The 24,208-nt window shown below is 65.2% G+C and carries 28 protein-coding genes and 1 tRNA gene; 21 read left to right on the forward strand and 8 right to left on the reverse strand.

All coding sequences use genetic code 11. The annotated features are described in order from the left end of the window. The first annotated feature begins 72 nt into the window (after positions 1-72). Positions 73-1,176 carry a C4-dicarboxylate ABC transporter substrate-binding protein gene (locus tag K1T73_RS04585; protein ID WP_220602799.1) on the forward strand — a complete coding sequence of 368 codons (1,104 nt, stop codon included), beginning with the start codon at positions 73-75 and terminating at the stop codon, positions 1,174-1,176. Positions 1,177-1,330: 154 nt separating this feature from the next. On the opposite strand, the gene K1T73_RS04590 is transcribed toward K1T73_RS04585, so the two are convergent. Further along, a tRNA-Lys gene (locus tag K1T73_RS04590) sits at positions 1,331-1,406 on the reverse strand. A 107-nt stretch (positions 1,407-1,513) separates the two neighbouring features. Between K1T73_RS04590 and dapF the strand changes: the two genes are divergently transcribed. The 5 genes from dapF to K1T73_RS04615 all read left to right on the forward strand — a co-directional run bounded on the left by dapF (position 1,514) and on the right by K1T73_RS04615 (position 5,559). Next, entirely contained in the window at positions 1,514-2,347 is an 834-nt protein-coding gene (gene dapF / locus K1T73_RS04595; RefSeq protein ID WP_220602800.1) for a diaminopimelate epimerase, read from the forward strand. Continuing rightward, positions 2,344-3,594, forward strand: a complete 1,251-nt coding sequence (gene mtaB / locus K1T73_RS04600) for a tRNA (N(6)-L-threonylcarbamoyladenosine(37)-C(2))-methylthiotransferase MtaB (protein WP_220602801.1) — start codon at positions 2,344-2,346, stop codon at positions 3,592-3,594. The genes dapF and mtaB overlap by 4 nt, the downstream gene beginning before the upstream one ends. Further along, positions 3,569-4,219 carry a glutathione S-transferase gene (locus K1T73_RS04605; protein WP_220602802.1) on the forward strand — a complete coding sequence of 217 codons (651 nt, stop codon included), beginning with the start codon at positions 3,569-3,571 and terminating at the stop codon, positions 4,217-4,219. Before mtaB ends, K1T73_RS04605 begins: the two co-directional genes overlap by 26 nt. A gap of 61 nt (positions 4,220-4,280) precedes the next feature. Continuing rightward, positions 4,281-4,895 carry an FMN-binding negative transcriptional regulator gene (locus K1T73_RS04610; protein WP_220602803.1) on the forward strand — a complete coding sequence of 205 codons (615 nt, stop codon included), beginning with the start codon at positions 4,281-4,283 and terminating at the stop codon, positions 4,893-4,895. A 61-nt stretch (positions 4,896-4,956) separates the two neighbouring features. Next, the gene (locus K1T73_RS04615; protein ID WP_220602804.1) at positions 4,957-5,559 is read left to right on the forward strand and encodes a glutathione S-transferase; all 603 of its coding nucleotides are present in this window, start codon (positions 4,957-4,959) and stop codon (positions 5,557-5,559) included. Here the strand turns inward: K1T73_RS04615 and K1T73_RS04620 are convergent. Further along, positions 5,556-6,413, reverse strand: a complete 858-nt coding sequence (locus K1T73_RS04620) for a DMT family transporter (RefSeq protein WP_220602805.1) — start codon at positions 6,411-6,413, stop codon at positions 5,556-5,558. The genes K1T73_RS04615 and K1T73_RS04620 overlap by 4 nt on opposite strands. Positions 6,414-6,451: 38 nt before the next feature. Continuing rightward, positions 6,452-7,138 (reverse strand): outer membrane protein, encoded by a 687-nt coding sequence (locus K1T73_RS04625; protein WP_220602806.1) that lies wholly within the window; start codon positions 7,136-7,138, stop codon positions 6,452-6,454. 222 nt (positions 7,139-7,360) lie between these two features. On the opposite strand from K1T73_RS04625, the gene petA reads away from it, so the two are divergent. From petA to mscL, 7 genes are all read left to right on the forward strand, one after another. Next, complete coding sequence (petA, locus tag K1T73_RS04630) at positions 7,361-7,945, forward strand: ubiquinol-cytochrome c reductase iron-sulfur subunit (RefSeq protein ID WP_220602807.1); 585 nt, start codon at positions 7,361-7,363, stop codon at positions 7,943-7,945. A gap of 12 nt (positions 7,946-7,957) precedes the next feature. Then, positions 7,958-9,301, forward strand: coding sequence for a cytochrome b (gene petB / locus K1T73_RS04635; RefSeq protein ID WP_220602808.1), 1,344 nt, complete (start codon positions 7,958-7,960; stop codon positions 9,299-9,301). A 16-nt stretch (positions 9,302-9,317) separates the two neighbouring features. Continuing rightward, positions 9,318-10,118 carry a cytochrome c1 gene (locus K1T73_RS04640; RefSeq protein ID WP_220602809.1) on the forward strand — a complete coding sequence of 267 codons (801 nt, stop codon included), beginning with the start codon at positions 9,318-9,320 and terminating at the stop codon, positions 10,116-10,118. A gap of 133 nt (positions 10,119-10,251) precedes the next feature. Then, positions 10,252-12,651, forward strand: coding sequence for a phenylalanine--tRNA ligase subunit beta (pheT, locus tag K1T73_RS04645; protein WP_220602810.1), 2,400 nt, complete (start codon positions 10,252-10,254; stop codon positions 12,649-12,651). A gap of 138 nt (positions 12,652-12,789) precedes the next feature. Beyond that, positions 12,790-12,921 carry a hypothetical protein gene (locus K1T73_RS17815; RefSeq protein ID WP_259400447.1) on the forward strand — a complete coding sequence of 44 codons (132 nt, stop codon included), beginning with the start codon at positions 12,790-12,792 and terminating at the stop codon, positions 12,919-12,921. Between the two features lie 16 nt (positions 12,922-12,937). Further along, on the forward strand, positions 12,938-13,387 hold the full coding sequence (locus K1T73_RS04650) for a YtoQ family protein (RefSeq protein WP_220602811.1): 450 nt from the start codon (positions 12,938-12,940) through the stop codon (positions 13,385-13,387). 124 nt (positions 13,388-13,511) lie between these two features. Then, the gene (mscL, locus tag K1T73_RS04655; RefSeq protein ID WP_220602812.1) at positions 13,512-13,934 is read left to right on the forward strand and encodes a large conductance mechanosensitive channel protein MscL; all 423 of its coding nucleotides are present in this window, start codon (positions 13,512-13,514) and stop codon (positions 13,932-13,934) included. A 36-nt stretch (positions 13,935-13,970) separates the two neighbouring features. Here the strand turns inward: mscL and K1T73_RS04660 are convergent, their stop codons facing one another. Then, the gene (locus K1T73_RS04660) at positions 13,971-14,132 is read right to left on the reverse strand and encodes a cytochrome oxidase subunit III (protein WP_220602813.1); all 162 of its coding nucleotides are present in this window, start codon (positions 14,130-14,132) and stop codon (positions 13,971-13,973) included. Between the two features lie 166 nt (positions 14,133-14,298). Here K1T73_RS04660 and K1T73_RS04665 point away from each other — a divergent pair, with 166 nt between their 5' ends. After that, positions 14,299-15,693 (forward strand): OmpA family protein, encoded by a 1,395-nt coding sequence (locus K1T73_RS04665; RefSeq protein ID WP_220602814.1) that lies wholly within the window; start codon positions 14,299-14,301, stop codon positions 15,691-15,693. Positions 15,694-15,728: 35 nt separating this feature from the next. Continuing rightward, the gene (locus K1T73_RS04670; protein WP_220602815.1) at positions 15,729-16,334 is read left to right on the forward strand and encodes a hypothetical protein; all 606 of its coding nucleotides are present in this window, start codon (positions 15,729-15,731) and stop codon (positions 16,332-16,334) included. A gap of 28 nt (positions 16,335-16,362) precedes the next feature. On the opposite strand, the gene K1T73_RS04675 is transcribed toward K1T73_RS04670, so the two are convergent. The 3 genes from K1T73_RS04675 to K1T73_RS04685 form a co-directional block, all read right to left on the reverse strand. Further along, entirely contained in the window at positions 16,363-16,665 is a 303-nt protein-coding gene (locus tag K1T73_RS04675) for a DUF1244 domain-containing protein (RefSeq protein ID WP_220603618.1), read from the reverse strand. 26 nt (positions 16,666-16,691) lie between these two features. Beyond that, entirely contained in the window at positions 16,692-17,033 is a 342-nt protein-coding gene (locus tag K1T73_RS04680) for a 5-carboxymethyl-2-hydroxymuconate isomerase (RefSeq protein WP_220602816.1), read from the reverse strand. A 91-nt stretch (positions 17,034-17,124) separates the two neighbouring features. Next, complete coding sequence (locus K1T73_RS04685; protein ID WP_220602817.1) at positions 17,125-17,865, reverse strand: N-formylglutamate amidohydrolase; 741 nt, start codon at positions 17,863-17,865, stop codon at positions 17,125-17,127. A 140-nt stretch (positions 17,866-18,005) separates the two neighbouring features. Between K1T73_RS04685 and pyk the strand changes: the two genes are divergently transcribed. The 6 genes from pyk to rnr all read left to right on the forward strand — a co-directional run bounded on the left by pyk (position 18,006) and on the right by rnr (position 23,205). Next, on the forward strand, positions 18,006-19,451 hold the full coding sequence (gene pyk, locus K1T73_RS04690; protein ID WP_220602818.1) for a pyruvate kinase: 1,446 nt from the start codon (positions 18,006-18,008) through the stop codon (positions 19,449-19,451). A 37-nt stretch (positions 19,452-19,488) separates the two neighbouring features. Continuing rightward, the gene (locus tag K1T73_RS04695; RefSeq protein WP_259400448.1) at positions 19,489-19,716 is read left to right on the forward strand and encodes a hypothetical protein; all 228 of its coding nucleotides are present in this window, start codon (positions 19,489-19,491) and stop codon (positions 19,714-19,716) included. A 147-nt stretch (positions 19,717-19,863) separates the two neighbouring features. Continuing rightward, positions 19,864-20,064: a 50S ribosomal protein L35 gene (gene rpmI, locus K1T73_RS04700; protein WP_220602819.1), complete on the forward strand. Its 201-nt coding sequence runs from the start codon at positions 19,864-19,866 to the stop codon at positions 20,062-20,064. Positions 20,065-20,076: 12 nt separating this feature from the next. Beyond that, complete coding sequence (gene rplT, locus K1T73_RS04705; protein ID WP_220602820.1) at positions 20,077-20,442, forward strand: 50S ribosomal protein L20; 366 nt, start codon at positions 20,077-20,079, stop codon at positions 20,440-20,442. Positions 20,443-20,535: 93 nt separating this feature from the next. Next, on the forward strand, positions 20,536-20,850 hold the full coding sequence (locus K1T73_RS04710) for a multidrug efflux SMR transporter (RefSeq protein WP_220602821.1): 315 nt from the start codon (positions 20,536-20,538) through the stop codon (positions 20,848-20,850). 99 nt (positions 20,851-20,949) lie between these two features. Further along, positions 20,950-23,205 carry a ribonuclease R gene (rnr, locus tag K1T73_RS04715; RefSeq protein WP_220602822.1) on the forward strand — a complete coding sequence of 752 codons (2,256 nt, stop codon included), beginning with the start codon at positions 20,950-20,952 and terminating at the stop codon, positions 23,203-23,205. Between the two features lie 25 nt (positions 23,206-23,230). On the opposite strand, the gene K1T73_RS04720 is transcribed toward rnr, so the two are convergent. Then, positions 23,231-24,196, reverse strand: coding sequence for a M23 family metallopeptidase (locus K1T73_RS04720; protein WP_220602823.1), 966 nt, complete (start codon positions 24,194-24,196; stop codon positions 23,231-23,233). Positions 24,197-24,208: the final 12 nt, after the last annotated feature.

Here is a 24,208-nt window from a genome sequence, read left to right on the forward strand (position 1 = left end):
GCCCCGCCTTGTCCGGCCGGATCACCACGCGGCGCAGCCCATCGCGCTGCCCTGGACGAAGGGAGAGACCGCATGAAATTCTCAATCGCAATCGGCGCCGCCTTGGCCGGCGCCCTGTCGCTCGGGTCGCTGGCCTCGGCCGAGACGATCCGCGCCTCGTCGAGCTTCGGTCCCGATCACCCGCTGGCCCTGTCGATCTACCCCGAGATCAGCAGCAGGTTATCGGAGTTCACCGATGGAGCGTGGGAGATCGAGGATACACCGGAGGGCGTTGCCGCCCCGAACGAGATGATCGACGCGCTGCGTGACGGTACGGTCGATTTCGGCCCCGTGGTCGTGCCCTACTTCCCCGAGAACTACGCCGAGGCATCGCTGCCCTCCGAGCTTTCGGTGCTCGGAAGCAACAGTCTCGCCATCTCTTCGGCGACCACGGAATACCTCGCGACCTGCGCGGAGTGCCTGGCGGAATTCGCAGAGCACGGGCAGGTCTACCTGGGATCGGATGCGACGCCCCTCTACAACCTTCTCACGGTCAAGCCCGTCCGCACGGCCGAGGACCTGGGCGGCATGCGCATCCGCGTGGGCGCACCCATCTTCGCGGCATTCGTCAGCAATCTGCGCGGTGTCGTGGTGCAGCAGCCATCCTCCGAATTCTCCGATGCGCTGCGTCGCGGCGTGGTCGCGGGAAGCTTCGGCGGCGACCAGGAGATCATCGCGGGCAATGTCCAGGACCAGGTGCGTTTCGTCACCAATATCGGCCTCGGCGTCTATAACGGCAACGCCGCGGCCATGGCGAGCCGGGCCTTGTGGGACCGGATGAGCGCCGAGGATCGCGCCGCGCTTGCCCGTGCGGCACAATACGGCATCGCGAAGGGTATCGGCGAGTTCGACGCCCAGGCCGAGGACGCGCGAACCACCGAAGGAATCGAGTTCATCGAGATGGACGAGACCCTGAAGGAGGCCAAGCGCACCTTCATCGCCGATCACCTGCGCCGCGCATCGGAAACGCTCGAAAGGCGCGGCGTCGAGAATGCGCAGGTCAAGGCCTATCGCTACGCTCTCCTGGTCGGCAAGTGGGAAGGGCTGATCGGCGACGACATGACCGCCGAGGACGTCGGCCAGCTTCGGTACGACGAGATCTTCGGCAAGCTCGACATGACCGCTTACGGTCAGTGAAGACGGGGCAGGGGGCGGATGGGCGGCGCCCGGCTCGCCTGTCCGGCCGGTAGACCGGGAGTCGGGTTGAGCGAACCCTCGACAGGCGAGCGCGCCCACGGACTTGTCGATTCCCACGCCGATCACGAGCGCAAGCGAGATACCTTCGATTGAGTGGTGAGCCGTGCAGGATTCGAACCTGCGACCCACTGATTAAAAGTCAGTTGCTCTACCAACTGAGCTAACGGCCCACTGTGAGCGGTGTCTAGAAAGAGCGGGGCAGGGGGTCAAGCCCGAATTTCGCCGAAACCGATGCGAATGCTGGATTCATTTCGGGTGGAGGTTTATATGCCCGCACATGAGCACCACGCGCGAAACCGGATTGCCCTTCATGAAGATGCACGGGCTGGGAAACGACTTCGTCGTGTTCGACGGACGTCCTCGAAAGATCGAGATCACGCCGGCACTTGCGCGGGCCGTGGGCGACCGGCATCGCGGCATCGGCTATGATCAGCTCGCGCTGATCGAGACGGGCGAGGGCGATGCGCATCTGAGCTTCTGGAACGCCGATGGCTCGGTCGCGCAGGCCTGTGGCAACGCCACCCGCTGCATCGCGCGCTACCTGCTGGACGAGACCGGCAAGGACCGGCTTCACCTGACAACCATACGCGGCGATCTCTACGCGGTGGATGTCGGGGGCGGACGAACCTCGGTCAACATGGGTGCGCCGATGACGGATTGGCGCGACATTCCGCTCTCCGAGGAGATGGACACGCTCGAACTGCCGATCGAGGGGGCACCGACGGCCACGAGCATGGGCAACCCGCATTGCACCTTCTTCGTCGAGCATGCCGAGGCGATCCCGCTCGACACGTTCGGACCGCGCTACGAGCATCATCCGCTTTTCCCCGAACGCACGAATGTGCAGGTGGCGAGCGTGATCGCACCGGACCACCTGCGCATGAGGGTGTGGGAGCGCGGCGTGGGCGTCACACTGGCCTCCGGCTCCTCCTCCTGCGCGACGGCGGTGTCGGCGGCGCGACGCGGGCTCACCGGGCGCAAGGTGCGCATGGACCTCGACGGCGGCACGCTCGAGATCGACTGGCGCGACGATGGCGTCTGGATGACCGGCGAGACGATGCACGTGGCCGACGGCGTGTTCCGGCCCGAATTCCTGGACAGGGTAGAATGACCGCGCCGAAATTCACGACGCTCGGCTGTCGTCTCAACGCCTATGAAACCGAGGCGATGAAGGAGATGAGCCGCGAGGCGGGACTCGAGGGCGCGGTTGTCGTGAACACCTGCGCCGTCACCTCCGAGGCCGTGCGCAAGGCGCGGCAGGAGATCCGCCGCCTGCGCCGCGAGAACCCCGACGCGCGTCTCGTCGTCACCGGCTGCGCGGCGCAGACCGAACCCGAGACCTTTGCCGCGATGGAGGAGGTGGACGCCGTCATCGGCAACACCGAGAAGATGAACCCCGCTACATGGATGGGCCTCGCCGCCGATTTCACGGGCGAAACCGAGCGCGTGCGTGTCGACGACATCATGAGCGCGACCGAGACCGCCGGGCACCTGATCGACGGCTTCGGCACGCGGAGCCGCGCCTATGTGCAGGTGCAGAACGGCTGCGACCATCGCTGCACCTTCTGTATCATCCCTTATGGCCGGGGCAATTCGCGCTCGGTTCCGGCGGGGGTCGTGGTGGACCAGATCAAGCGCCTGGTGCAACGCGGCTATAACGAGGTGGTGCTGACCGGGGTCGACCTCACCTCGTGGGGGGCGGACCTGCCGGGTGCTCCTCGCCTGGGCGATCTGGTGATGCGCATCCTCAAGCTGACCGATGTGCCGCGCCTGCGCATCTCGTCCATCGACTCGATCGAGGTGGACGATGCGCTGATGCAGGCCATCGCGACCGAGACGCGCCTCATGCCGCATCTGCACCTGAGCCTACAGCACGGCGACGATCTCATCCTCAAGCGGATGAAACGGCGGCACCTGCGCGACGATGCGATCGCCTTTGTTGAGAAAGCAAGGCGTCTGCGCCCTGACATGACCTTCGGCGCTGATATCATCGCGGGTTTCCCGACCGAGACCGAGGCGCATTTCGAGAACTCCCTGCGCCTCGTCGAGGAGTGCGATCTGACCTGGTTGCATGTCTTTCCCTACAGTCCCCGCCCCGGCACACCGGCCGCGCGGATGCCGCAGGTGGACGGGCGCGCGATCAAGTCGCGGGCGGCGCGGCTGCGCGAGGCGGGCGAGACAAGGGTCGCGCGGCACCTGGCGGCGCAGGTGGGCCGGGCGCACCGGGTGCTTATGGAGAACCCGCGCATGGGCCGGACCGAGCAGTTCACCGAGGTCGAGTTCGCCACGGATCAGCCCGAGGGCCGGATCGTCAGCGCGACCATCACCGGTCATGCCGGATCGCGCCTTGTCGCCTGAGCGGCCGATCCTCTGGTCCTTTCGCCGCTGCCCCTACGCGATCCGCGCGCGGCTCGCCGTGGCGGTCGCGGGCGTTCCGGTCGAGCTGCGCGAGGTGGTGCTGCGCGACAAGCCCGCCGCGTTCCTCGAGGCGTCACCCACGGGAACGGTGCCCTGCCTCGAGACGGATGCGGGCGTGATCGACGAAAGCCTCGACATCATGCTCTGGGCCTTGCGGCGGAACGATCCCGAGGGATGGCTTGCCATGCCGCACGAAGGACGCGATCTGATCGAGCGGTCTGACGGGCCGTTCAAGCAGGCACTCGACCGCTACAAATATGCGACGCGTCATCCCGAGGCGGATCCCTTGGCCGAGCGGGCGAAGGCGGGCGCGTTCCTTGCCGATCTCGACACGCGGCTCGCGGGGAGGGGGTGGCTCCTCGGAACGCGGCCTTGCCTTGCGGACATGGCGATCCTTCCCTTCGTCCGGCAATTCGCGCATGTCGACCGGGCCTGGTTCGAGGCGCAGCCATGGGTGCACCTGGTCGGCTGGCTCGCAGACTTCAAGTCCTCGGCGCGGTTCAAGGCGGTCATGTCGAAACATCCGCAATGGCAGCCGGGCGAGGTGGGCGCGACTTTTCCGTGACGGCTTGTGTTTCGGCGGGATGGGCGCGAATGTCGCGCGACCGCAGAAGGAGCGCCTTGCGATGCACCCCAATCCCGCCTTTCGCCGGACACCGCGCGAAACCAACATCGCCTTTGCGCGTGAACAGGGGTTCGGAATGCTGGCCGTGGGCGACGCGGACGCACCGCGTCTCAGCCATATTCCTTTCATCCTGGGCGAAGACGGCACGCTTGCCGAGTTTCATCTCGTGCGATCCAATCCCATCGCGCGTCTCCTCAAGGCGCCTTGTCCCGCGCGTCTCGCCATCCAGGGTCCGCAAGGCTATGTCTCGCCCGACTGGTACGGGACCGACGACATGGTGCCGACATGGAATTATGTCGCCGTCCACCTGATAGGAGAGGTCGAGTTGCGGCCCGTCGAGACATTGCGCGATCTGCTCGACCGGCAATCGGCGGCGTTCGAGCAACGGCTCGCGCCCAAGACGCCATGGACCACGAAAAAGATGACGCCCGACGTGCTGGAGCGGATGATGCGGCAGATCGTGCCCTGCGCGATGCGCGTCGATGAGATCGAGGGGACATGGAAGCTTGGCCAGAACAAGGGCGATGCTGAACGCCTGTCCGCCGCGCGGCACATGGACGCGGCGGGGCTGGGGCAGGAGGTGCGGATCCTGGCCGCGCTCATGCAGGGGCCCTGATGGACAAGCGACGAACGTCGGCCTAGCCTGCCGGGGTCATTCGCCAGAAAGGGCCACCGGGATGAAACTCATATCCGCCGACGCTTCGCCTTTCGCCCGGAAGGTGCGTGTCCTCGTGCATGAGACCGGTCTCACCGATCGGATCGAGGTCGTGACGGTTTCCACCACGCCGCTCAACACCGACCCCGAGGTCGCCTCGGCGAACCCCATGGGCAAGATCCCCGCTCTTTTGCGCGATGACGGTCCCGCGCTCTACGACAGCCGGGTCATCACGCGCTATCTCGATGACATGGTCCAGGCCGGGCTCTACCCCGCCTCGCGGCTCTGGGAGGTGCTGACGCTCGAGGCGACGGCGGACGCGATGATGGAGGCGGCGCTGCTCATGGTCTACGAGCGGCGCGTGCGATCCGATGCGCAGGTCTCGGACGAGTGGATCGAGGCGCAATGGGCCAAGATCACCCGGGCGCTCGACGCGCTCGAGGCGCGATGGATGAGCCACCTGTCAGGCCCGCTCGACATGGGCCAGGTCGCGGTCGCGTGTGCGCTGGGGTATCTCGACTTCCGGCATGGTGCGCGGGGTTGGCGGGAGGGGCGCGAGGCGCTTGCCAGGTGGTACGAGAGATTCGCCGCGCGCGACAGCATGGGGGCGACGCATCCCGTTTAGCCGCCGTTCGTACGTCCCGTGGCCAGGATCACGCCTGCCAGCACGATAAGCGCCGCGCCAAGGACGGTTGCCGGACCCGGCACCTCGCCGAAGGCGAGAAAACCGACACCTGCCGCGCCCACCAGTTCGAGATAGACCAGCGGCGCCAGTGTCGAGGCATCGGCGAGGCGAAAGGCCATGATCGTCAGGATGTGTGCGATGGCCGACAGGAGCCCCAGGGCCGCGAAGAACGCGAGCGCGTCGGTCCCGGGCAGCGTGGCGGTGAGCGCGGCCTGCGGGACGAGCAGGAAGGTTCCCACCACGCATTGAAACGCCAGGGTCCTGATCGGATCGCTTGTCTGCGAGGCCTGCCGGGTGGCGATGAGATAAAGGGCGAAGAAGAGCCCCGCGCCGAAGGCCAGGAGGATGCCGGGCTCGAGCGTGCCGCCGGGTCGCAGGATGACCATGCTTCCGACGAGGCCCAGGCCGAGGCTCGCGAGCTTGAGGCGTGTCAGGGTCTCACGCAGGAACAGGGCCGAGAGCACGACCGCTATCACCGGCCCGACGAAATAGGCGCTGACCGCCAATGCCAGCGGGATGCGCGCGATGGCGAGGAAATAGAGCGTCATCGCGGTCACGAGGAAGGCGGTGCGCACCAGATGCGCACCGCGTTGCTCGGCGGGAAAGACGTGACGACCGTGGCGGTGAAACGCGAGGGGCAGCACGATCGCCGATGCCACCGCGTAACGTGCCCAGCTGATGAAGAGCGGCGAATACTCGGCGCTGAGGAACTTCGCGATACTATCGACGAGGAGGATACCCAGCATCGCCACGCTCATCAGCGCGATGCCCCGAAGCGTCAGGCGATCCGTCATCGGCGGCAGGGATGGGCGCGCGCGCCCATCGCCCTTTCCTAGAAGCTGTAGCTGATGCCGATGTTGATCGCGTGGGTCACGAGCGTGGTGTTCAGCTTGCCGTCGGTCTGGCCCGCCACGGCGGGATCGGCATTGATGGTGATGTCGTTGTCCGACCACGTGGCCTGATATTCACCGAAGACCGACCAGTCCTCGGTGATCGCGTATTTCATGCCAGCGATACCGCGCGCGGCAAGACCCGTCGCTTCGTAGTCGTAGGTCCGGTTGCCGGCGCCGATGACCTGCGCGTCCACATGCGGGATCGCGACGCCGAGACCCGCGCCCACGTAGGGAGTGAACCGCGAATTGGCGAACGTGTCGGGAAAGCGCTTCATCACGTTCAGCGTGAAGATATTGTGCCCGTCCGACAGCTCGAACCGCGACAGGCCGAGCGCCGCGAGATCGGCGCCCGTGGCATAGGCCTTCGCGTGCGTTCCCTCGATGCCGAAGCCGATGTCGTTCTGCATCCACCATGTCACGCGACCCCCGTAATAGAAGGGGTTCTCGAGCGATTTTCCCTCCCAGTCGACGTTGCGGCTCACGGGTGCACCACCCGGCAGCGTTCCCGAGGCACGGCTGTCCTGCACCCCTTGCAGGCCCATGTAGAAGCTCAATTCGAGTTCGGCGGCGGCGGGCGTCGCGAAAAGGCAAAGTGCGGCGAGCGCGAGTTTGGCGGATTTGAACATGAGACCAAGGCCCTTCGAGGTGTAGTGTGGCGTCGGCCCTGCTTACACCGCGTGCCCGCGCCCCACAAGCGCGACACATGCGCGCCCCCCGCCTTTCCGCGCAGATGCGCACTGGACGGGCCTTTAAAGCCCCGCTAAACACGGGTCCCAAAGGTCGCGGGATTCCCGTGATCCGAAGGTGTTATGGCCCCGCAGAGGGTCGACAGAAATGGAGCAAACCTCGTGTCCCACGCAGAAGATCACGAAGGCACCCGGAGGGATTTCCTCTACTATGCAACCGCAGGCGCGGGCGTCGTGGCAACCGGCGCGGCCGTCTGGCCCCTCGTCAACCAGATGAACCCTTCGGCCGACGTCCAGGCGCTCAGCTCGATCCGCGTCGACGTGAGCGGCGTGGCGCAAGGCTCGCAACTGACGGTCAAGTACCTGGGCAAGCCGGTCTTCATCCGGCGCCGGACACCCGAGGAGATCCAGGCGGCGCGCGAGGTGGATCTCAGCGACCTGATCGACCCGATCGCGCAGAACCCGAACCTGCCCGGCGTCGCGCCGGCGACGGACGAGAACCGCGCGCTGGCCGCCCCCGAATCCGAGGGTGACGCGGCCGAGGAATGGCTCGTGATGATCGGGGTCTGCACCCATCTCGGCTGTGTTCCGATCGGTGACGGCGCCGGTGATTTCGGCGGCTGGTTCTGCCCTTGTCATGGTTCGCACTACGATACGGCGGGCCGCATCCGCAAAGGCCCCGCGCCGACGAACCTGCCGATTCCGATCGCTGAATTCGTCGACGCCACAACGATCAAACTCGGATAAGGGAGCGCGCAGATGGCCGGTATTCCGCACGATCACTACGAGCCGAACTCCCGCGGGGAGAAGTGGCTTCACAAGCGCCTGCCCATCGTGGCGCTGATGTATGACACCCTGATGATCCCCACACCCAAGAACCTGAACTGGATGTGGATCTGGGGCATCGTCCTGACCTTCTGCCTGGCGCTTCAGATCATCACGGGCATCGTCCTGGTGATGCATTACACGCCGCATGTCGATTTCGCCTTCGCTTCGATCGAGCACATCATGCGCAACGTGAACGGCGGTCATTTCATCCGCTACCTGCACATGAATGGCGCGTCGCTCTTCTTCTTCGCTGTCTACATCCATATTTTCCGCGGTCTCTACTATGGCTCCTACAAGGCCCCGCGCGAGATCACGTGGATCATCGGCATGCTGATCTACCTCTGCATGATGGGCACCGCCTTCATGGGCTACGTGCTGCCCTGGGGGCAGATGTCGTTCTGGGGCGCGACGGTCATCACCGGCCTCTTCGGGGCTATCCCGCTCATCGGCGAGCCGATCCAGACCTGGCTTCTTGGCGGACCGGCGGTGGACAACGCGACGCTCAACCGCTTCTTCTCGCTGCACTACCTGCTGCCCTTCGTGATCGCGGCACTGGTGGCGTTGCATATCTGGGCCTTCCACACCACGGGCAACAACAACCCCACCGGGGTCGAGGTGCGACGCGGATCGAAGGCCGAGGCCGAGAAGGACACCGTGCCCTTCTGGCCCTATTTCGTGATCAAGGACCTCTTCGCGCTTGCCGTGATCCTGGTGGTCTTCTTCGCGATCGTGGGGTTCATGCCGAACTACCTGGGCCACCCGGACAACTATATCGAGGCGAACCCGCTGGTCACGCCCGCGCATATCGTGCCGGAATGGTATTTCCTGCCCTTCTACGCGATCCTGCGCGCCTTCACCTCGGACGTGTGGATCGTCATGGCGGCGAGCTGGATCACCGGCGGCATCATCGACGCCAAATTCTTCGGCGTGCTGGCGATGTTCGGCGCGATCGCGGTCATGGCCCTGGCGCCGTGGCTCGATACGTCGAGCGTGCGTTCGGGGCGTTATCGTCCGATGTTCAAGTGGTGGTTCTGGCTCCTCGTGGTGGACTTCATCGTGCTGATGTGGGCGGGCGCGATGCCGGCCGAGCCGCCCTACTCGATCATCTCGCTTATCGGGGCGACCTACTGGTTCGCGTATTTCCTGATCATCCTGCCGCTTCTGGGCGTGATCGAGAAGCCGCTCGAGCAGCCCGAGACCATCGAGGAAGACTTCAAGGCGCATTACGACGCCAAGACGGGCGGCACGCATACCGTCGTGAACCCCGCTGAATAAGAAAGGATCAGGACCAATGTTGAAGAAAACAGGCATTGCCGCCCTGTCGGCCCTGACCCTTACCGCCGGTGCCGCCTTCGGCGCCGGCAGCGAGGGCCACGTGCACGACGTGGACTTCTCATTCGAGGGGCCGTTCGGCAAATTCGACGAGAACCAGCTTCAGCGCGGCCTGAAGGTCTATACCGAGGTCTGCGCGGCCTGCCACGGTCTGCAATACGTGCCGATCCGCACGCTCGGGGACGAGGGCGCGCTCGGCTACTCGGCGGACCAGGTTCGGGCCTATGCGGAGAATTTCGAGATTTTCGATCCCGAGCTGGACGATTACCGCGCGGCGAAACCGTCGGACCACTTCCCGGGCTCCAACCTCGAGAACGCACCGGACCTGAGCCTCATCGCCAAGGGCCGGGCGGGTTTCCACGGGCCTTACGGCACCGGGATGGCCCAGCTCTTCAAGGGCATGGGCGGCCCGGAATACATCGTGTCGCTCCTGACCGGATATACCGGCGAGGAGAAGGAAGAGGCGGGCGTCGTTCTCTATGAAAACACCGCGTTTCCGGGTGGGTGGATCGCCATGGCCCCGCCGCTCGAGGACGGGTTGGTGGACTACGACGACGGGCATGACAACTCGGTTCATCACATGTCCGAGGATGTCGCGGCCTTCCTGATGTGGACCGCGGAACCCAAGATGATGGCGCGCAAACAGGCGGGCCTCACCGGGGTCATCCTGCTCCTCGTTCTGTCAGTGCTGCTCTACCTCACGAACAAGCGGATCTGGGCGCCCATCAAGAACAAGGCGAAGGCCAAGAAGGAAGCCTGAAGGCGTCACCCTACGCCTTGGCCGAAATATGCCCCCGCCCGAGCGATCCGGCGGGGGTTTTTCGTGCCCTTCCCCCTCTGCGTCTTATCCGGTAAACGGCGCGTGACCCTGATACGAAGTTGCGGATGTACCCATGAAATTCACCCTCTCCTGGCTCAAGGAACATTTCGATACCGAGGCGAGCGTCGACGAGATCGCAGAGGCGCTGACCGACCTGGGCCTCGAGGTCGAGGAGGTGCAGAACCCGGCCGACCGGCTCAAGGACTTCACCATCGGAAAAGTGAGGAGTGCCGAGAAGCATCCCGATGCCGATCGGCTCAAGGTGTGCCAGGTCGAGACCGACGAGGGCATGGCGCAGATCATCTGCGGTGCGCCCAACGCGCGCGAGGGGATCACGGTGGTGATCGCCAAGCCCGGTGTCTATGTTCCGGGGATCGACACGACCATCGGCGTGGGCAAGATCCGCGGCGTCGAGAGCCACGGCATGATGTGCTCGGAGCGCGAGATGGAGTTGAGCGACGAGCATGACGGCATCATCGAGTTGCCCAGCGGCGAGGTGGGGGAGCGGTTCATCGACTGGCTCGCCGCCAACGACCCGGCCCGGATCGACCCGGTGATCGACATCGCGATCACCCCGAACCGACCCGACGCTTGCGGAGTGCGCGGCATCGCGCTTGACCTCGCGGCGCGGGGACTCGGCCGGATGAAGCCAGCCCCCGAAGCGAGCATCGAGCCCAAGTTTCCCTGTCCTATCGGGGTCAGCATCGCCGAGGACACCCGCGAACACGGGTGCGAGGTGTTTGCCGGCCGCGTGATCCGGGGCGTCAGGAACGGTCCCAGCCCGGACTGGCTTCAACGGCGCCTCAAGGCCATCGGCCTTCGCCCGATCTCGGCGCTGGTCGATGTCACGAACTTCTTCACCTTCGACCGCAACCGCCCGCTGCACGTTTTCGACGCCGACAAGGTGGTGGGCGATCTGCGCATCCACCGCACGCAGGGCGGCGAGACGCTCGTGGGGCTCGACGAGAAGGAATACACGTTCGGCGCCGGGCAGGTGGTGATCTCGGACGACAATGGCGTCGAGAGCATCGGTGGCATCATGGGCGGTCTGGCAACGGGCTGCACGATGGAAACGACGAATGTCTTCCTAGAGGCCGCCGTCTGGGATCATGTCCAGATCGCCGAGACGGGGCGTGCTCTCAGGATCAATTCCGATGCGCGCTACCGCAACGAGCGGGGCATCGACCCGGCCTTCAACATGGAAGCGGTCGATCTGGCCACGCAGATGATCCTCGATCTCTGCGGCGGTGAGCCCTCCGAGGTGGTCGTTGCGGGCGAAGTGCCGGATGTCAGCCGCGCCTATCGACTGGATCCCGCGCGCGTCCAGTCGCTTGTCGGCATGGACATCCCCGAGGCCGAGCAGCGCCAGACGCTGACCGCGCTGGGCTTCCGGCTCGAAGGGGATATGGCGCATGTGCCGACCTGGCGTCCTGACGTTCAGGGTGAGGCCGACCTTGTCGAGGAAGTGGCTCGGGTCGCATCGCTGACCAAGCTGGTGGGCAGGCCGCTGCCGCGGGTCGACGCGGGGCTTCCGAAGCCGATCCTGTCGCCCGTGCAACGCCGTGAGCAGGCGGCACGGCGCACCGGCGCGGCGCTTGGTTACAACGAATGCGTGACCTACAGTTTCATCGACCGGGCATCGGCCGAGATGTTCGGCGGCGGCGCGGATGCGACCATGCTGGCCAACCCGATCAGCGCCGACATGAGCCACATGCGCCCCGCACTCCTGCCGGGGCTCCTGCAGGCCGCTGCGCGCAACCAGGCGCGGGGACAGATGGACATGGCGCTCTTCGAGGTGGGGCACGCCTTTCATGGCGGTGAGCCGGGTGAGCAGCACCTTCTCGTGAGCGGGATCCTCGTCGGGCGCACGGGGCCCAAGGATTCGCACGGCAGCACGCGCGCGGTGGATATCTATGACGCGAAGGCCGATGCCGAGGCGATCCTCGCCGCGATGGGTGCGCCTGCCAAGGTCCAGATCCTGCGCGGCGCGGCGGAATGGTGGCATCCGGGACGTCACGGCATGATCTGCCTCGGCCCCAAGAAAATCCTGGGTGTGTTCGGAGAGTTGCATCCGCGCGTGCTCAACGCGCTGGACGTCAAGGGGCCGGTCGTGGGGTTCGCCCTGTGGCCCGCCGAGATACCGCTTCCGCGCAAGGCCTCGGCCAGCCGCGGGGCGCTGACCTTGCGCGATCTCCAGGCGGTCGAACGCGACTTCGCCTTCGTCGTCGACCGCGAGGTCGAGGCTCTCACGCTGGTCAACGCGGCGGCGGGCGCCGACAAGGCCCTGATCGAGGACGTGCGCGTGTTCGACGAGTTCGTCGGCGGAAGCCTCGGCGATGACCGCAAGAGCCTTGGCATCACCGTTCGGCTGCAACCGACCGAGAAGACGCTGACCGACAAGGAGATCGACGCCGTATCGCAGAAGATCGTCGACAAGGTGACGAAGGCGACCGGCGGCGTCCTGCGGGGCTGAGGCCTTGCTCGGGTTGGTTCCGCTGCTTCTCGGTCTCGCGGCGCTTCTCGGGGCGGTGGTTCTCGGGATGCATGGCGAGGAGAAGGACTGTACCGGCCTGTCGCCGCTCGTCCTCTGATCGAAGCGGAGCTAGATTTCGTGACGACTGCGCTACATGTGGTGCAGGGCGACGGCGCGCATCTCGAGGTGTTCGTGACGAGCCGCGGAACACATGACGTCGCCGAATGCGATCCTGCGAAAGCGGTGCGGCTTCTGGGCGGGACGCGATGAAAAACGGAGAAACCTGATGAAACTGAATGTCTACCTGTCTGGCGAAATTCACTCGGATTGGCGCGATGAGGTGATCGCGGCGGCCAAGGGCCTTGATATCACGTTCTCGGCCCCCGTCACGGACCACGCCGCTTCGGACGATTGCGGTGTCGCGATCCTCGGTCAGGAGGATGACAAGTTCTGGCACGACCACAAGGGCGCCAAGATCAACGCGATACGCACGCGCAAGGCCATCTCGGACGCCGACGTCGTGGTTGTCCGGTTCGGTGACAAGTACAAGCAATGGAATGCGGCCTTCGACGCGGGCTATGCGAGTGCGCTTGGCAAGAGCCTCATCATCCTGCAACCGGAAGAGCATGATCATGCACTGAAGGAAGTCGACGCCGCCGCGTTGGCCGTGGCGCGGACGCCTGCCGAGGTCGCTGCGATCTTGCGTTACGTCCTCGACGGATCGCTGCCCGGCTGAATCGGCTCGCGCCTGGACCATGGCTGCGGTCGAAAACCTGCACGGATGCGTCGGAACCTGTGTTAACCTTCGGTACTTTCGGAGCGAAACGAGCTTCGTCACAGAGGGACAGAGGGACACTTCCATGATCAAGGAATTCAAGGACTTCATTGCCAAGGGCAATGTGATGGACATGGCCGTCGGCATCATCGTCGGCGCAGCTTTCACGGCAATCGTCAGTTCGCTCGTCGCCGACCTGATCAACCCGATCATCGGTCTTTTCACCGGCGGGATAGATTTCACCGAGGTCTTCTATGTCCTTGGAGACGGTGAATACGCGACACTTGCCGAAGCCGAGGAGGCCGGTGCGGGGGTCTTCGCGATCGGGCGTTTCGTCATGGCGGTCATCAATTTCTTCATCATCGCATTCGTGGTCTTCATGCTGGTCAAGGGGGTCAACAACCTCAAGCGCAAGGAGGCAAAGGAGCCCGAGCCCGTGGCCGATACCGGGCCGACCGAGCTCGAGATCCTCATGGAGATCAGGGATTCGCTGAAGACGCGTGCGTGACGAGCGGTGGGAGGGCCCGCACCGCGCGGTCCCTCTTCATCTCGGGCGGAAGAACGGGATGAGGAAGACGAGGCACGCGACCAGGAAGAACACGCTTCCGAATGTGGCCCAGAAATGGCCCCAGCTCGCGATGATGAAGCCGATGGCAGAGACGATGAACAGGATCCAACCGATGAGGTTAATGTGATGATCGCTCATGCGGCTCCTCGGGTCGTGCAGGGGTCTGTTCGCGCAGCATAGACCGAAGACCGCCCGCCGATCCAGAGATGGGTGACGCGTGCCGGGGCTTTTCCCGCCCCGCGGCTTGGGCTTTACTTCTGACGAGACGGCTTCGCGTCGGAGCCGTGACGAAACGGGATACGGCATGTCCAAGATTCTCGGAGCAGTTGTCCTGATCGCGTGCGTTGCGGGCCTCGCCTATTGGGGTGTCGCCGATCATGCGATCCGGATCGAGACGACGGTGGCGGCCCGCGCGGCGGATGCGGCTGTCCGGACCGTTCATCCGGTAAGGGTCCGGGTCTCGGGGCGCGACATCCGCGTATCGGGCTACGTGGACGATGCGGCAGAGCGTGACCGCGTGATGGCAGCGCTCGACGCGGTCGAAGGGCGGCGGGTGGTGGTGGACGATCTTGCGGTCTTGCCCAGTGTAGCGCCGTTCATGCTTCGCGTGGAGAAGTCGGGTGACGGGTTCGAGATCGAGGGACACGCACCATCCCATTCGGGTCGTGCGCGGCTTGCCGAAGCGGTGGGGCAGGGCGCGGCGGACCTTCCGCTTGCCAGTGGCGCGCCCGCAGGATGGACCGATGCCGTGCTGACCGGGATCGAGGCGCTGCGTCCACTGGTCGGAGGGATGATGGAGATCGCGGGCCCCCGAGTTCTCATCAGGGGCGCGGCGGAGACACCGGAAGAGCGGCGGCGCGCGTTGATGACGCTTGCCGGGCTTCCGGACGGGATGAGGCTCGAGACCGAGATAGATGTGCGCGACGACGGCACCTTGCCCTTCCTGGTCGAGTATGACGCGGCCAGCGGCGTGACGATCGGCGGGAGATTGCCGAAAGGGTTCGATGCCGAGACCGTCTCCGAGACGCTCTCGGTCAAGGTGACGGAGGCCGATTTCGTCGCCTCGGTCGCAAGCAACGAGACGCTGGCGGAGGTGCTCACGCGGCTTGCGGAATGGCTGCCCGAGGCCGACCGCTGGCGCATCAGGAATGACGAGGCGGGCCTCACCGCAGAGATCGAGCTGTTGCCCGGCACGGATGACGCGCTGATCGCCGACGCCCTGAACGATCTGCCGGTGGAGGAACTTGCGATCCGGTTGTCGGGGCGCGAGGCGCACGAAGGTGCGCGGCGCATGAATGCCGCCACGGGTCTGAAGGAAGTTTTCCTGCACGGCCATTGGCTTCCTGATCTGCGCTTCGAAGCAAGCCGCGAAACCTGTGATCGGCGCGGACGGGAGATTCTTGATAGCGATCCGATTTTGTTCCTGGCGGAGTCGGCCCGCTTAGGCCCGAAATCGGCGCGTGCCGTCGATGGCCTGGCCGCGCTTGTGCGGATATGTACGGAAAAAGTGGGGCTGATCGCGCTGATCAGCGGCCATGCCGATGAGAGCGATGACGAGGGGCGCAACCGTATCTTGAGCCTCAAGCGCGCCGAGATGGTGCGCGAGGGGCTGATCGCGCGCGGGGTGCCTGCGGGGGCGGTCTCGACCGAGGCGGGGCGTGCCAGGAACGGACGTATCATGGTTGAATGGGCGGAATAGCCGCGCCACGCCGAGGGTGAACGAAAGGAAAGACGATGTTCAGGGAATGGGGCTTTCTGATCGGAGAGATGATCGCGCTTCTGATCCTCGCCGCGCTGGCCGGCCTTCTGGCAGGCTGGATCATCTGGGGCCGGCGCAACTCGGGCGATCACGGTGACGGCCGGGTGGCAAAGCTGAGCGGCGATCTCGAGGCGTGCCGCGTGGCCATTCGCGAGAAAGACCGGAAGCTTGCCGACCTTGAACAGAAGCTCGAGGCCAGTCACAACAGGATCCTGTCCGCAGCGGCGGCGCTGGTAGAAGGTGACGAGAGCGATTTCGACCTGACCGAGGATCCGCCGGACGAAAACACCGAGGCCCGCAAGCCCGAGACGCTCGATGCGCCGCGGGAGGAGGGACCCGACGACCTGAAGCGCATCCGGGGCATCGGGCCCAAGCTCGAAGCGATGTGCCACCGGCTCGGGTTCTACCATTTCGACCAGATCGCCAGCTGGTCCGACGAGGAAGTCGCCTGGGTCGACGACAACCTCGAAGGGTTCAAGGGGCGCGTGACGCGGGACGACTGGGTCGCACAGGCGCGCCATCTCGCCGAAGGAGGCGAGACGGAGTTTTCGAAGCGGGTGGATGAGGGCGACGTCTATTGACCTCGGGTGTCCGGCGAGCGGAGGGCGGTCACTCGTGCGCGGCGTGCGCCTTCTTGAATGCTTCCTGCTGTTCGGGCGACGCGTCGGTCTGATACCTCGATTTCCACTCGTCCATGGTCATCCCGTAGAATATCTCCCGCGCCTCCATCTTGTCCATCTCGATGCCGCGCGCGTTGGCCGCTTCCTGGTACCAGCGGCTCAGGCAGTTGCGGCAAAATCCCGCGAGATTCATCATGTCGATGTTCTGAACGTCCGTGCGATCCTGCATCAGATGTTCCCGCAGGCGGCGAAAGGCCGCGGCTTCAAGTTCGGTCTGGGTCTGATCGTCGATCTTGTCCATCGGTAATCTCCTTCGACTTACAACATGCGCTTGAGGTAGGGCGGGTTCAAGTCGGTGAGGCGTACCGTAAGGCTTCCGACATCGGCAAGGGCATCAATGAGGATGTCGAGCGTCATCCGGGCCAGCTCTTCGCGCGTCGCGTCGTCACGACCGGGGATGAGCAGAAGGGTGGCATGAGCAAAGCTCTGCGGTGCGACCCCGATGCGCGACGCGGTGGCGGCGATGCAACGTACACGCACGGTATCGGGCCCCGAGATCGATGGGTGGTCGGCAAAGGCCCGCCAGAGACGATCGCAGAGAGCCTGAAGGTCGTGGCTTTGGTCCAGCGCGGCGGAGTGTTCGATGACGATGTGGGGCATTGTCGTCCTTTCTGGGTATTCGCAAGATGGTGCGCCGGCCTTCGTATCCCGTGCAACCGGAATCTCAGACGCGGCCCGTTCCGTTCGCCCGCTAGACCCCGGCCGCCTGCGCCGCGTCCTCGAGGATGGGTGCGAGCCGCGCGGCCCAGGCCGCTTGGGCCTCGTCATCGGCAATCAGGTCGTTGCGTAGCTCGATAAGGACATTGGGTCTCTGATAGGCCAGCGCATGCCGCGCGATCGCATCGCCCGGAAGGTGGCCCGAATAGGGCTGGTTGTCACCGACGCAAAGATCGGGTTCCTGTGCGAGGCGCACCAGCAGAGGTCGGGCGAGCCGCGCGTCCGCCGCGTAGAGCACGCCGATGTGCCACGGACGGGCCGGGCGATTGCGGAACTGCCGGGTGAAGCTGTGGACCGACAGGATGATCGTATCCTCGCGTCGCGCCGCGAGTTTCGCCAAGGCGGAATGATAGGGGCGATATAGCTTGTTGAGACGTCGCTCGCGCTCGGCCTCGTCGGCGTGGCGGTTGCCGGGAATGATCGTGCCGTCATAGAGCTTCATGACGAGCGTCGGGTCGTCCTCGCCTCGGTTCGGGTCGATCACGAGGCGCGAGAAATCGGTACGGATCAAGGGCCCGTCGAGCGCGCGCGCCAGACCCTGCGCAAGCCCGAGCGCACCGACATCGTAGGCGATATGGCGTGCCATGTCCTCGGGCGCGATGCCCAGATCGCCGCCGTTGACGAAGTCCGGCACCGTATTCGTCGCGTGGTCACAGGTCACGAGCCAGCGAGAAGGGCGGTCCGCGCCCTCGACATGAAAGGGGGCATAAGTCATGAAGGTGTCATCCTTTCGGACGATCTACGGCCCGCGGCGAAAGAGTGCAACAAGACGCTCCGATCCGGGCTCGAAACAACAGCGCTCTGGCATTGTGTTAGCGATAACGCTATCACGGACCGGAAACAGGAAAGACCGCTATGAGACGACACCGCAACGTCAAGATCGTGGCCACGCTGGGCCCGGCATCCGAAACCTACGAAATGATCCGCGCCCTGCACGAAGCGGGCGCCGATGTCTTCCGCCTGAACATGAGCCACGGCGATCACGACAGTATCCGCGAAAAGCACCGCATCATCCGCGAGGTGGAGCGGGACCTTGAAAGCCCCATAGGTATCCTGGCCGACCTGCAGGGTCCGAAGCTTCGGGTGGGCGAGTTCGCGAACGGTGAGGAGGAGCTTGAGGAAGGCGCGACATTCCGCATGGATCTCGATCCCGCACCGGGGGACGCGACGCGGGTCTGCCTGCCGCATCGCGAGATCTTCGATGCGCTGACCGAGGGGGCGACCCTGTTGGTGAACGACGGCAAGATACGTCTTCGAGTGACGGAATGCGGTGCCGATCATGCCGATTGCGAGGTTGTGACGGGGGGCACGATCTCGAACCGCAAGGGCGTCAACGTGCCGGACGTGGAACTGCCGCTCGCGGCGCTTTCGGAGAAGGATCGCGCTGACCTGGAATTCGTCTGCCAGCTCGGTATCGATTGGCTTGCTCTGAGTTTCGTGCAGCGCCCCGAGGACGTGATCGAGGCGCGCGAACTGGCGGCCGGACGGGCCGCGATCCTGTCCAAGATCGAAAAGCCCTCGGCGGTCACCCGGTTCTCGGGGATCCTCGCCGCGTCCGACGGGATCATGGTGGCGCGCGGCGACCTGGGGGTCGAGCTTCCGGTGCAGAATGTTCCGCCCATCCAGAAACGCCTTGTCCGCAATTGCCGCGCGGCGGCGAAACCGGTGATCGTCGCGACCCAGATGCTCGAGTCGATGATCGAAAGCCCGATGCCGACCCGCGCCGAGGTTTCGGACGTGGCTACCGCGATCTACGAGGGGGCCGATGCGATCATGCTCTCGGCCGAATCGGCGGCGGGCGCCTATCCGGTCGAGGCCGTGACCACGATGGACAACGTCGCGCGCGAGGTCGAGAACGATCCGACCTACACCCAGATCATCGAGGCCAGCCGTCGCGCACAGCGCAACACGGTGGCCGATGGTATCGTGGCCGCCGCGCGCGAGATCGCCGAGACCACGGATATCAAGGCCATATGCTGTTTCACCCATAGCGGCTCCACCGCGCTACTGACCGCGCGGGAACGTCCGCGCGTGCCGATCATCGCCATGACGAGCCTCCGGGGCACCGCCCGGCGGCTTGCGCTGAGCTGGGGCGTGAACTGCGTGATGACCGAGGAGCTCACGCGCTTCAAGATGGCCGTGGTGAACGCCGCGCGGGCGGCCCGCGCCCAAGGCTACGCGGATGCGCTCGACCAGATCGTGGTCACGGCGGGCGTGCCCTTCAACGTGCCGGGCACGACGAATATCTTGCGCGTGGCACCCTGTCAGGAAAGTTTGATATATTCGACGGATCCGGGTTAAACTTGCCGCCACGGCGTCGGGTAAGGGACCGCAGTACATGATGAATACGGATATCGCGATCGTGGCGGGCCTCGTGCTCCTGGTCCTTTCGCTCCCGGCGATCTTCTCGGCTTTCTCGGAGGGTCGCGCCCCGCGGGTCGCGGCGGTGGTGATGATCGCGGGCGGCTCTCTCCTTGTCTGGGCATTCAGCCAGAAGCCGGGCGGGTTCGAATTGTCGGAGATACCGAACGCCATCGTGCGGGTCGTGGCGATGTTCGTGAACTGAGCGGGGCATCCTGATCGGCCCCTCCGGCCGGAGATTTTCCCTTGCACCAGAATGAGCCAAGGCCTATACGGCGCTCTCATCCGCGTGGCCGGCCTATGTGGCATGCCGAGTCGCGCGCAGACGACCGACCAGAAGAAGGAGCCGGAAATGCCCAAGATGAAGACGAAATCGAGCTGCAAGAAGCGGTTCAAGATGACGGCCTCGGGCCGGATCAAGGCCGGTCAGGCGGGCAAGCGCCACGGCATGATCAAGCGCAGCAACAAGTTCATTCGTGACGCACGCGGCACGACCATCCTGTCCAAGGCTGATGAACAGATCATCAAGCCGATGATGCCCTACGCGCGCTGAGGAGGACGAGACATGAGCCGAGTCAAAGGTGGAACCGTCACCCACGCCCGTCACAAGAAGATCGTCAAGGCCGCCAAGGGTTACTATGGTCGCCGGAAGAACACCTTCCGCACCGCCACGCAAGCCGTGGACAAGGCCAACCAATATGCGACCCGCGACCGCAAGAACCGCAAGCGGAACTTCCGCGCGCTCTGGATCCAGCGGATCAACGCGGCCGTGCGCAGCCATGATGACTCGCTGACCTATTCGCGTTTCATCAACGGCCTGTCGCTGGCCGGGATCGAGGTGGACCGCAAGGTTCTGGCCGATCTCGCCGTGCATGAGCCGGCGGCATTCGGTGCGATCGTCGAGCAGGCGAAGTCGGCATTGCCGGCCTGAAACACTGCGTGACGTAGAAGATCAGGAGGTCCGGCCCGGAGGGGTCGGGCCTTTTTCTTTGGTCCCACGCAGCGAATCCGGAGGAGGGCAGCTATGCCTTGGGTTTTACTGACCGTGGCCGGCCTGCTGGAGGTCGTCTGGGCGTTCGCGATGAAGGAGTCGCAGGGGTTCACCCGACCGGGGCCCACCTTGATCATGACTCTCGCGATGGTCGGTTCATTCTGGCTCCTGGCGCTCGCGATGCGCAGCCTGCCGCTCGGGACCGCCTACATGGTCTGGACCGGGATCGGTGCCGTGGGTGCCTTTGTCGTCGGGGCGATCTTCCTGGGCGAAGCGCTGACGCCGCTGCGTGTCGTGGCCGCGACGATGATCGTGGCGGGCATCGTCACGATGAAGCTCGCGCATTAGGCATTTTGTCTTCGGCGAGGATATTTGGAGCAAGAAGAAGGGACGCGTCGGCCGCTATTTCGGATGACGGCGCGGGGGGTGCGTGCTAGGTCCGGGCTTATGAGTGACCTGCCCAGCAAAGACGACATCCTGAGATGGATCGCCGATAATCCGACCGAGACCTCGAAGCGCGATATCGCGCGCGCCTTCGGCATCAAGGGGGCGGCGCGGATCGACCTGAAGCGGATGCTCAAGGAACTCGAGGAGGAAGGGCATCTCGAGAAGCGCAAGAAGACCTATCGCGATCCCGACCGGCTTCCGCCCGTGGCGCTTCTGCGGGTGGGCGAGCCGGATGGAGACGGCGACCTCTTTGCGCATCCGCTCGAATGGCAGGGCGAGGGCGAGGCGCCGCGCGTGCTGGTCGTGCCGAAGGCGGGGGATCCCGCGCTGGGGGAGGGCGACCGGGTTCTGATGCGCCTGAGCGCGGTCGAGGGCGAGGATCATGCCTATGAAGGACGGCTCATCCGGCGGATCGGGACCAATCCGCGCAAGATACTCGGAATCTTTCGCAAGGGGGCCGAGGGTGGGCGGATCCTGCCGATCGACAAGGGCCAGGACAAGGAGTGGAGCGTGGCCTCCGAGGCCACGCAGGACGCGAAGGACGGTGAGCTGGTCGAGGCCGAGCAGGCGGGGCCGAAGGGACGCATGGGCCTGCCGCGTGCGCGTATCGTCGCGCGGCTGGGCGACCCGAGCCAACCCAAGGCCGTGTCGCTCATCGCGATCCATCAGCATGGCATTCCGGACGAGTTCCCCGACGAGGTGATCGCCGAGGCCGACGCGATGAAGCCCGCGGGCCTCAAGGGGCGCGAGGACCTGCGCGACCTGCCGCTCGTCACCATTGACCCGAGCGATGCGCGCGACCACGACGATGCGTGTTACGCCCATGCCGATGACGATCCGAAGAACGAGGGCGGGCACGTCATCTGGGTCGCGATCGCGGATGTGGCGCATTACGTGACGGCCGGATCGGCCCTGGATCGCGAGGCGCGCAAGCGCGGCAATTCAAGCTATTTCCCCGACCGCGTGGTCCCGATGCTTCCCGATCGGCTTTCGGGTGACTTGTGTTCGCTGCATGAGGGTGTGCCGCGCGCCTGTATCGCGGTCAGGATGCAGGTGGATGCGAAGGGCCAGAAGATCGGGCATCGGTTCGTGCGGGGGCTGATGCGCTCACCCGCGTCGCTGAACTACCAAGAGGTGCAGGCCGCGATGGACGGAGAGCCCAACGCGAAATGCGCCGAGCTTCTGGAGGACGTGATCCGCCCGCTCTATGCCGCGCATGACGCGCTCAAGCACGCGCGGGCGGAGCGGCAGCCGCTTGATCTGAATCTGCCGGAACGAAAGGTCGTGCTCAGCGAGGAAGGCAAGGTGCTGTCGGTGAATTTTGCCGACCGCCTGGAGGCGCACAAGCTGATCGAGGAGTTCATGATCCTCGCCAACGTGGCGGCCGCCGAGACGCTCGTGGCGAAGAAATCCCCCCTTCTGTTCCGCGTCCACGAGGAGCCATCGCCCGAAAAACTCGACAGCCTGCGCGAGGTCGCAGAGGCGGCGGGGCTGACATTGGCCAAGGGTCAGGTTCTGAGGACCGCACATCTGAATGCATTGCTGCACGGCGCCGCGGGAACGGATCATTCCGAGCAGGTCAACATGGCGACGCTGAGAGCCATGACGCAGGCCTATTACTCGCCCTCGAATTTCAGCCATTTCGGCCTGTCGCTGCGGGCCTATGCGCATTTCACCTCGCCCATCCGGCGCTATGCGGATCTGATCGTGCATCGCGCGCTCATCACGGCGCATGGCTGGGGCGATGATGGGTTGAGCCCTGCCGACCTGGAGCGGCTGGAGCAGACGGCGCAGCATATCTCCGAGACCGAGCGGCGATCCATGGTGGCAGAGCGGGACACGAATGACCGTTATCTCGCCGCCTTCCTGAGCGAGCGGGTGGGCGAGGAATTCACCGGCCGCGTGAGCGGGATCGCGCGGTTCGGAGCGTTCGTGCGGCTTGACGAGACGGGGGCCGATGGCCTGGTCCCGATGCGCAGCCTTGGCCGCGAGTATTTCCGGTTCGACGCCGACGCCGCGACATTGACCGGGGCCGACAGCGGACGGCAGATCGGATTGGGTGACCGGGTGACCGTGCGGTTGGCCGAGGCTGCGCCGGTGACGGGTGGGATCGCGTTCGATCTCGTTTCGGTCGAGGGAAAGGCAATGGGCGGGCGCGGCAGCGGCAAGCGCGGCGCACCGCCGAAGCGAAAGGCGGGCGCGGCGAAGAAGAAGGCCGACAAGATGAAGCGCAAGGTGAAGCGGAGCCGGAAGTGAAACAGCGTGAAGCGGAGGGAGCCGGTCAGGGCAGGGTGAAGCGGGTGTTGCGCCGGTCGATCTCGGTGCCATCGCGCAGGAACGTGGCGGTGCCCGTATAGGCGCCGGAAGGCCATGACGCCCCCCTGAGCTTGCGGCCCGCGGCGCGGAAGAACTGTGCCTGATCCTTTTCCAGCCTTGCATCGTGGCGTATGATGTCGCCCTCCGGGCCGACAAGGTCGAGGCGCAGAACGTCGCCGGCGTGGCCTCCGAAGGCGAAGGCCCAGAAGACCAGCGCCGGTGTCTCCGGCGAGATTGGCTCATCGGCCTGACCCGCGCGGATCGCGTCGAATCCCGGTACGCTGTCGGAGAAACCCACCGACAGCAGCCCGCCGGGTGTGTAGGCTACGTCGTCCTGCCAGAGCGTTTCGGTCGACGGGGTGGCGCAGGTACTCTCTCCATCCGGGTCGAACGGGTCGACCACGCGACCCTCGTGGCGGAGCGTGAGATGCAGGTGCGGAAACTGCGTGCGACCGGAGAGGCCGATATGGCCAAGCGTGGTCCCTGCCTCGACGCGCTGGCCTTCTCTTACCGCGATGGAGCCGCGCGCCATGTGGCAATATTGACTGGTCCAGCCGTCGTCATGTTCGATGAGCACCCCGTTTCCGCAATCACGCCCCTCGAGCGCGGCCGCGTCGGCCTCGGTGTAGGCGCGGTCCGGCATCCCATCGCGCGCGCCCCTGATGCGGCCCGGAGCTATCGCGGTGACGCGAACCTCTCGCGCGAGATCGGCGTGGGTGGGCAGGGCGAAATCGGTGCCCTTGTGGCCGTCATAGCTGTGCGGGGCGCAGGCGAAATCGCGCGCACCGGGGCCGGGATCGTGATCGACATATTGCTGGATGAAGCAATCCTCGCCCAGCGCACAGTCGACCGGGAGGGCAAAGCGGGGGTTGGGGCCATCCTGGGCCAGCGCCGGAAACGAGACCGCCGCGACCAAGGTCGCGGCGGTCAACTTATGGAGAAG

The organism is Roseovarius sp. SCSIO 43702 (assembly GCF_019599045.1).
Taxonomy (GTDB): Bacteria; Pseudomonadota; Alphaproteobacteria; order Rhodobacterales; family Rhodobacteraceae; genus Roseovarius.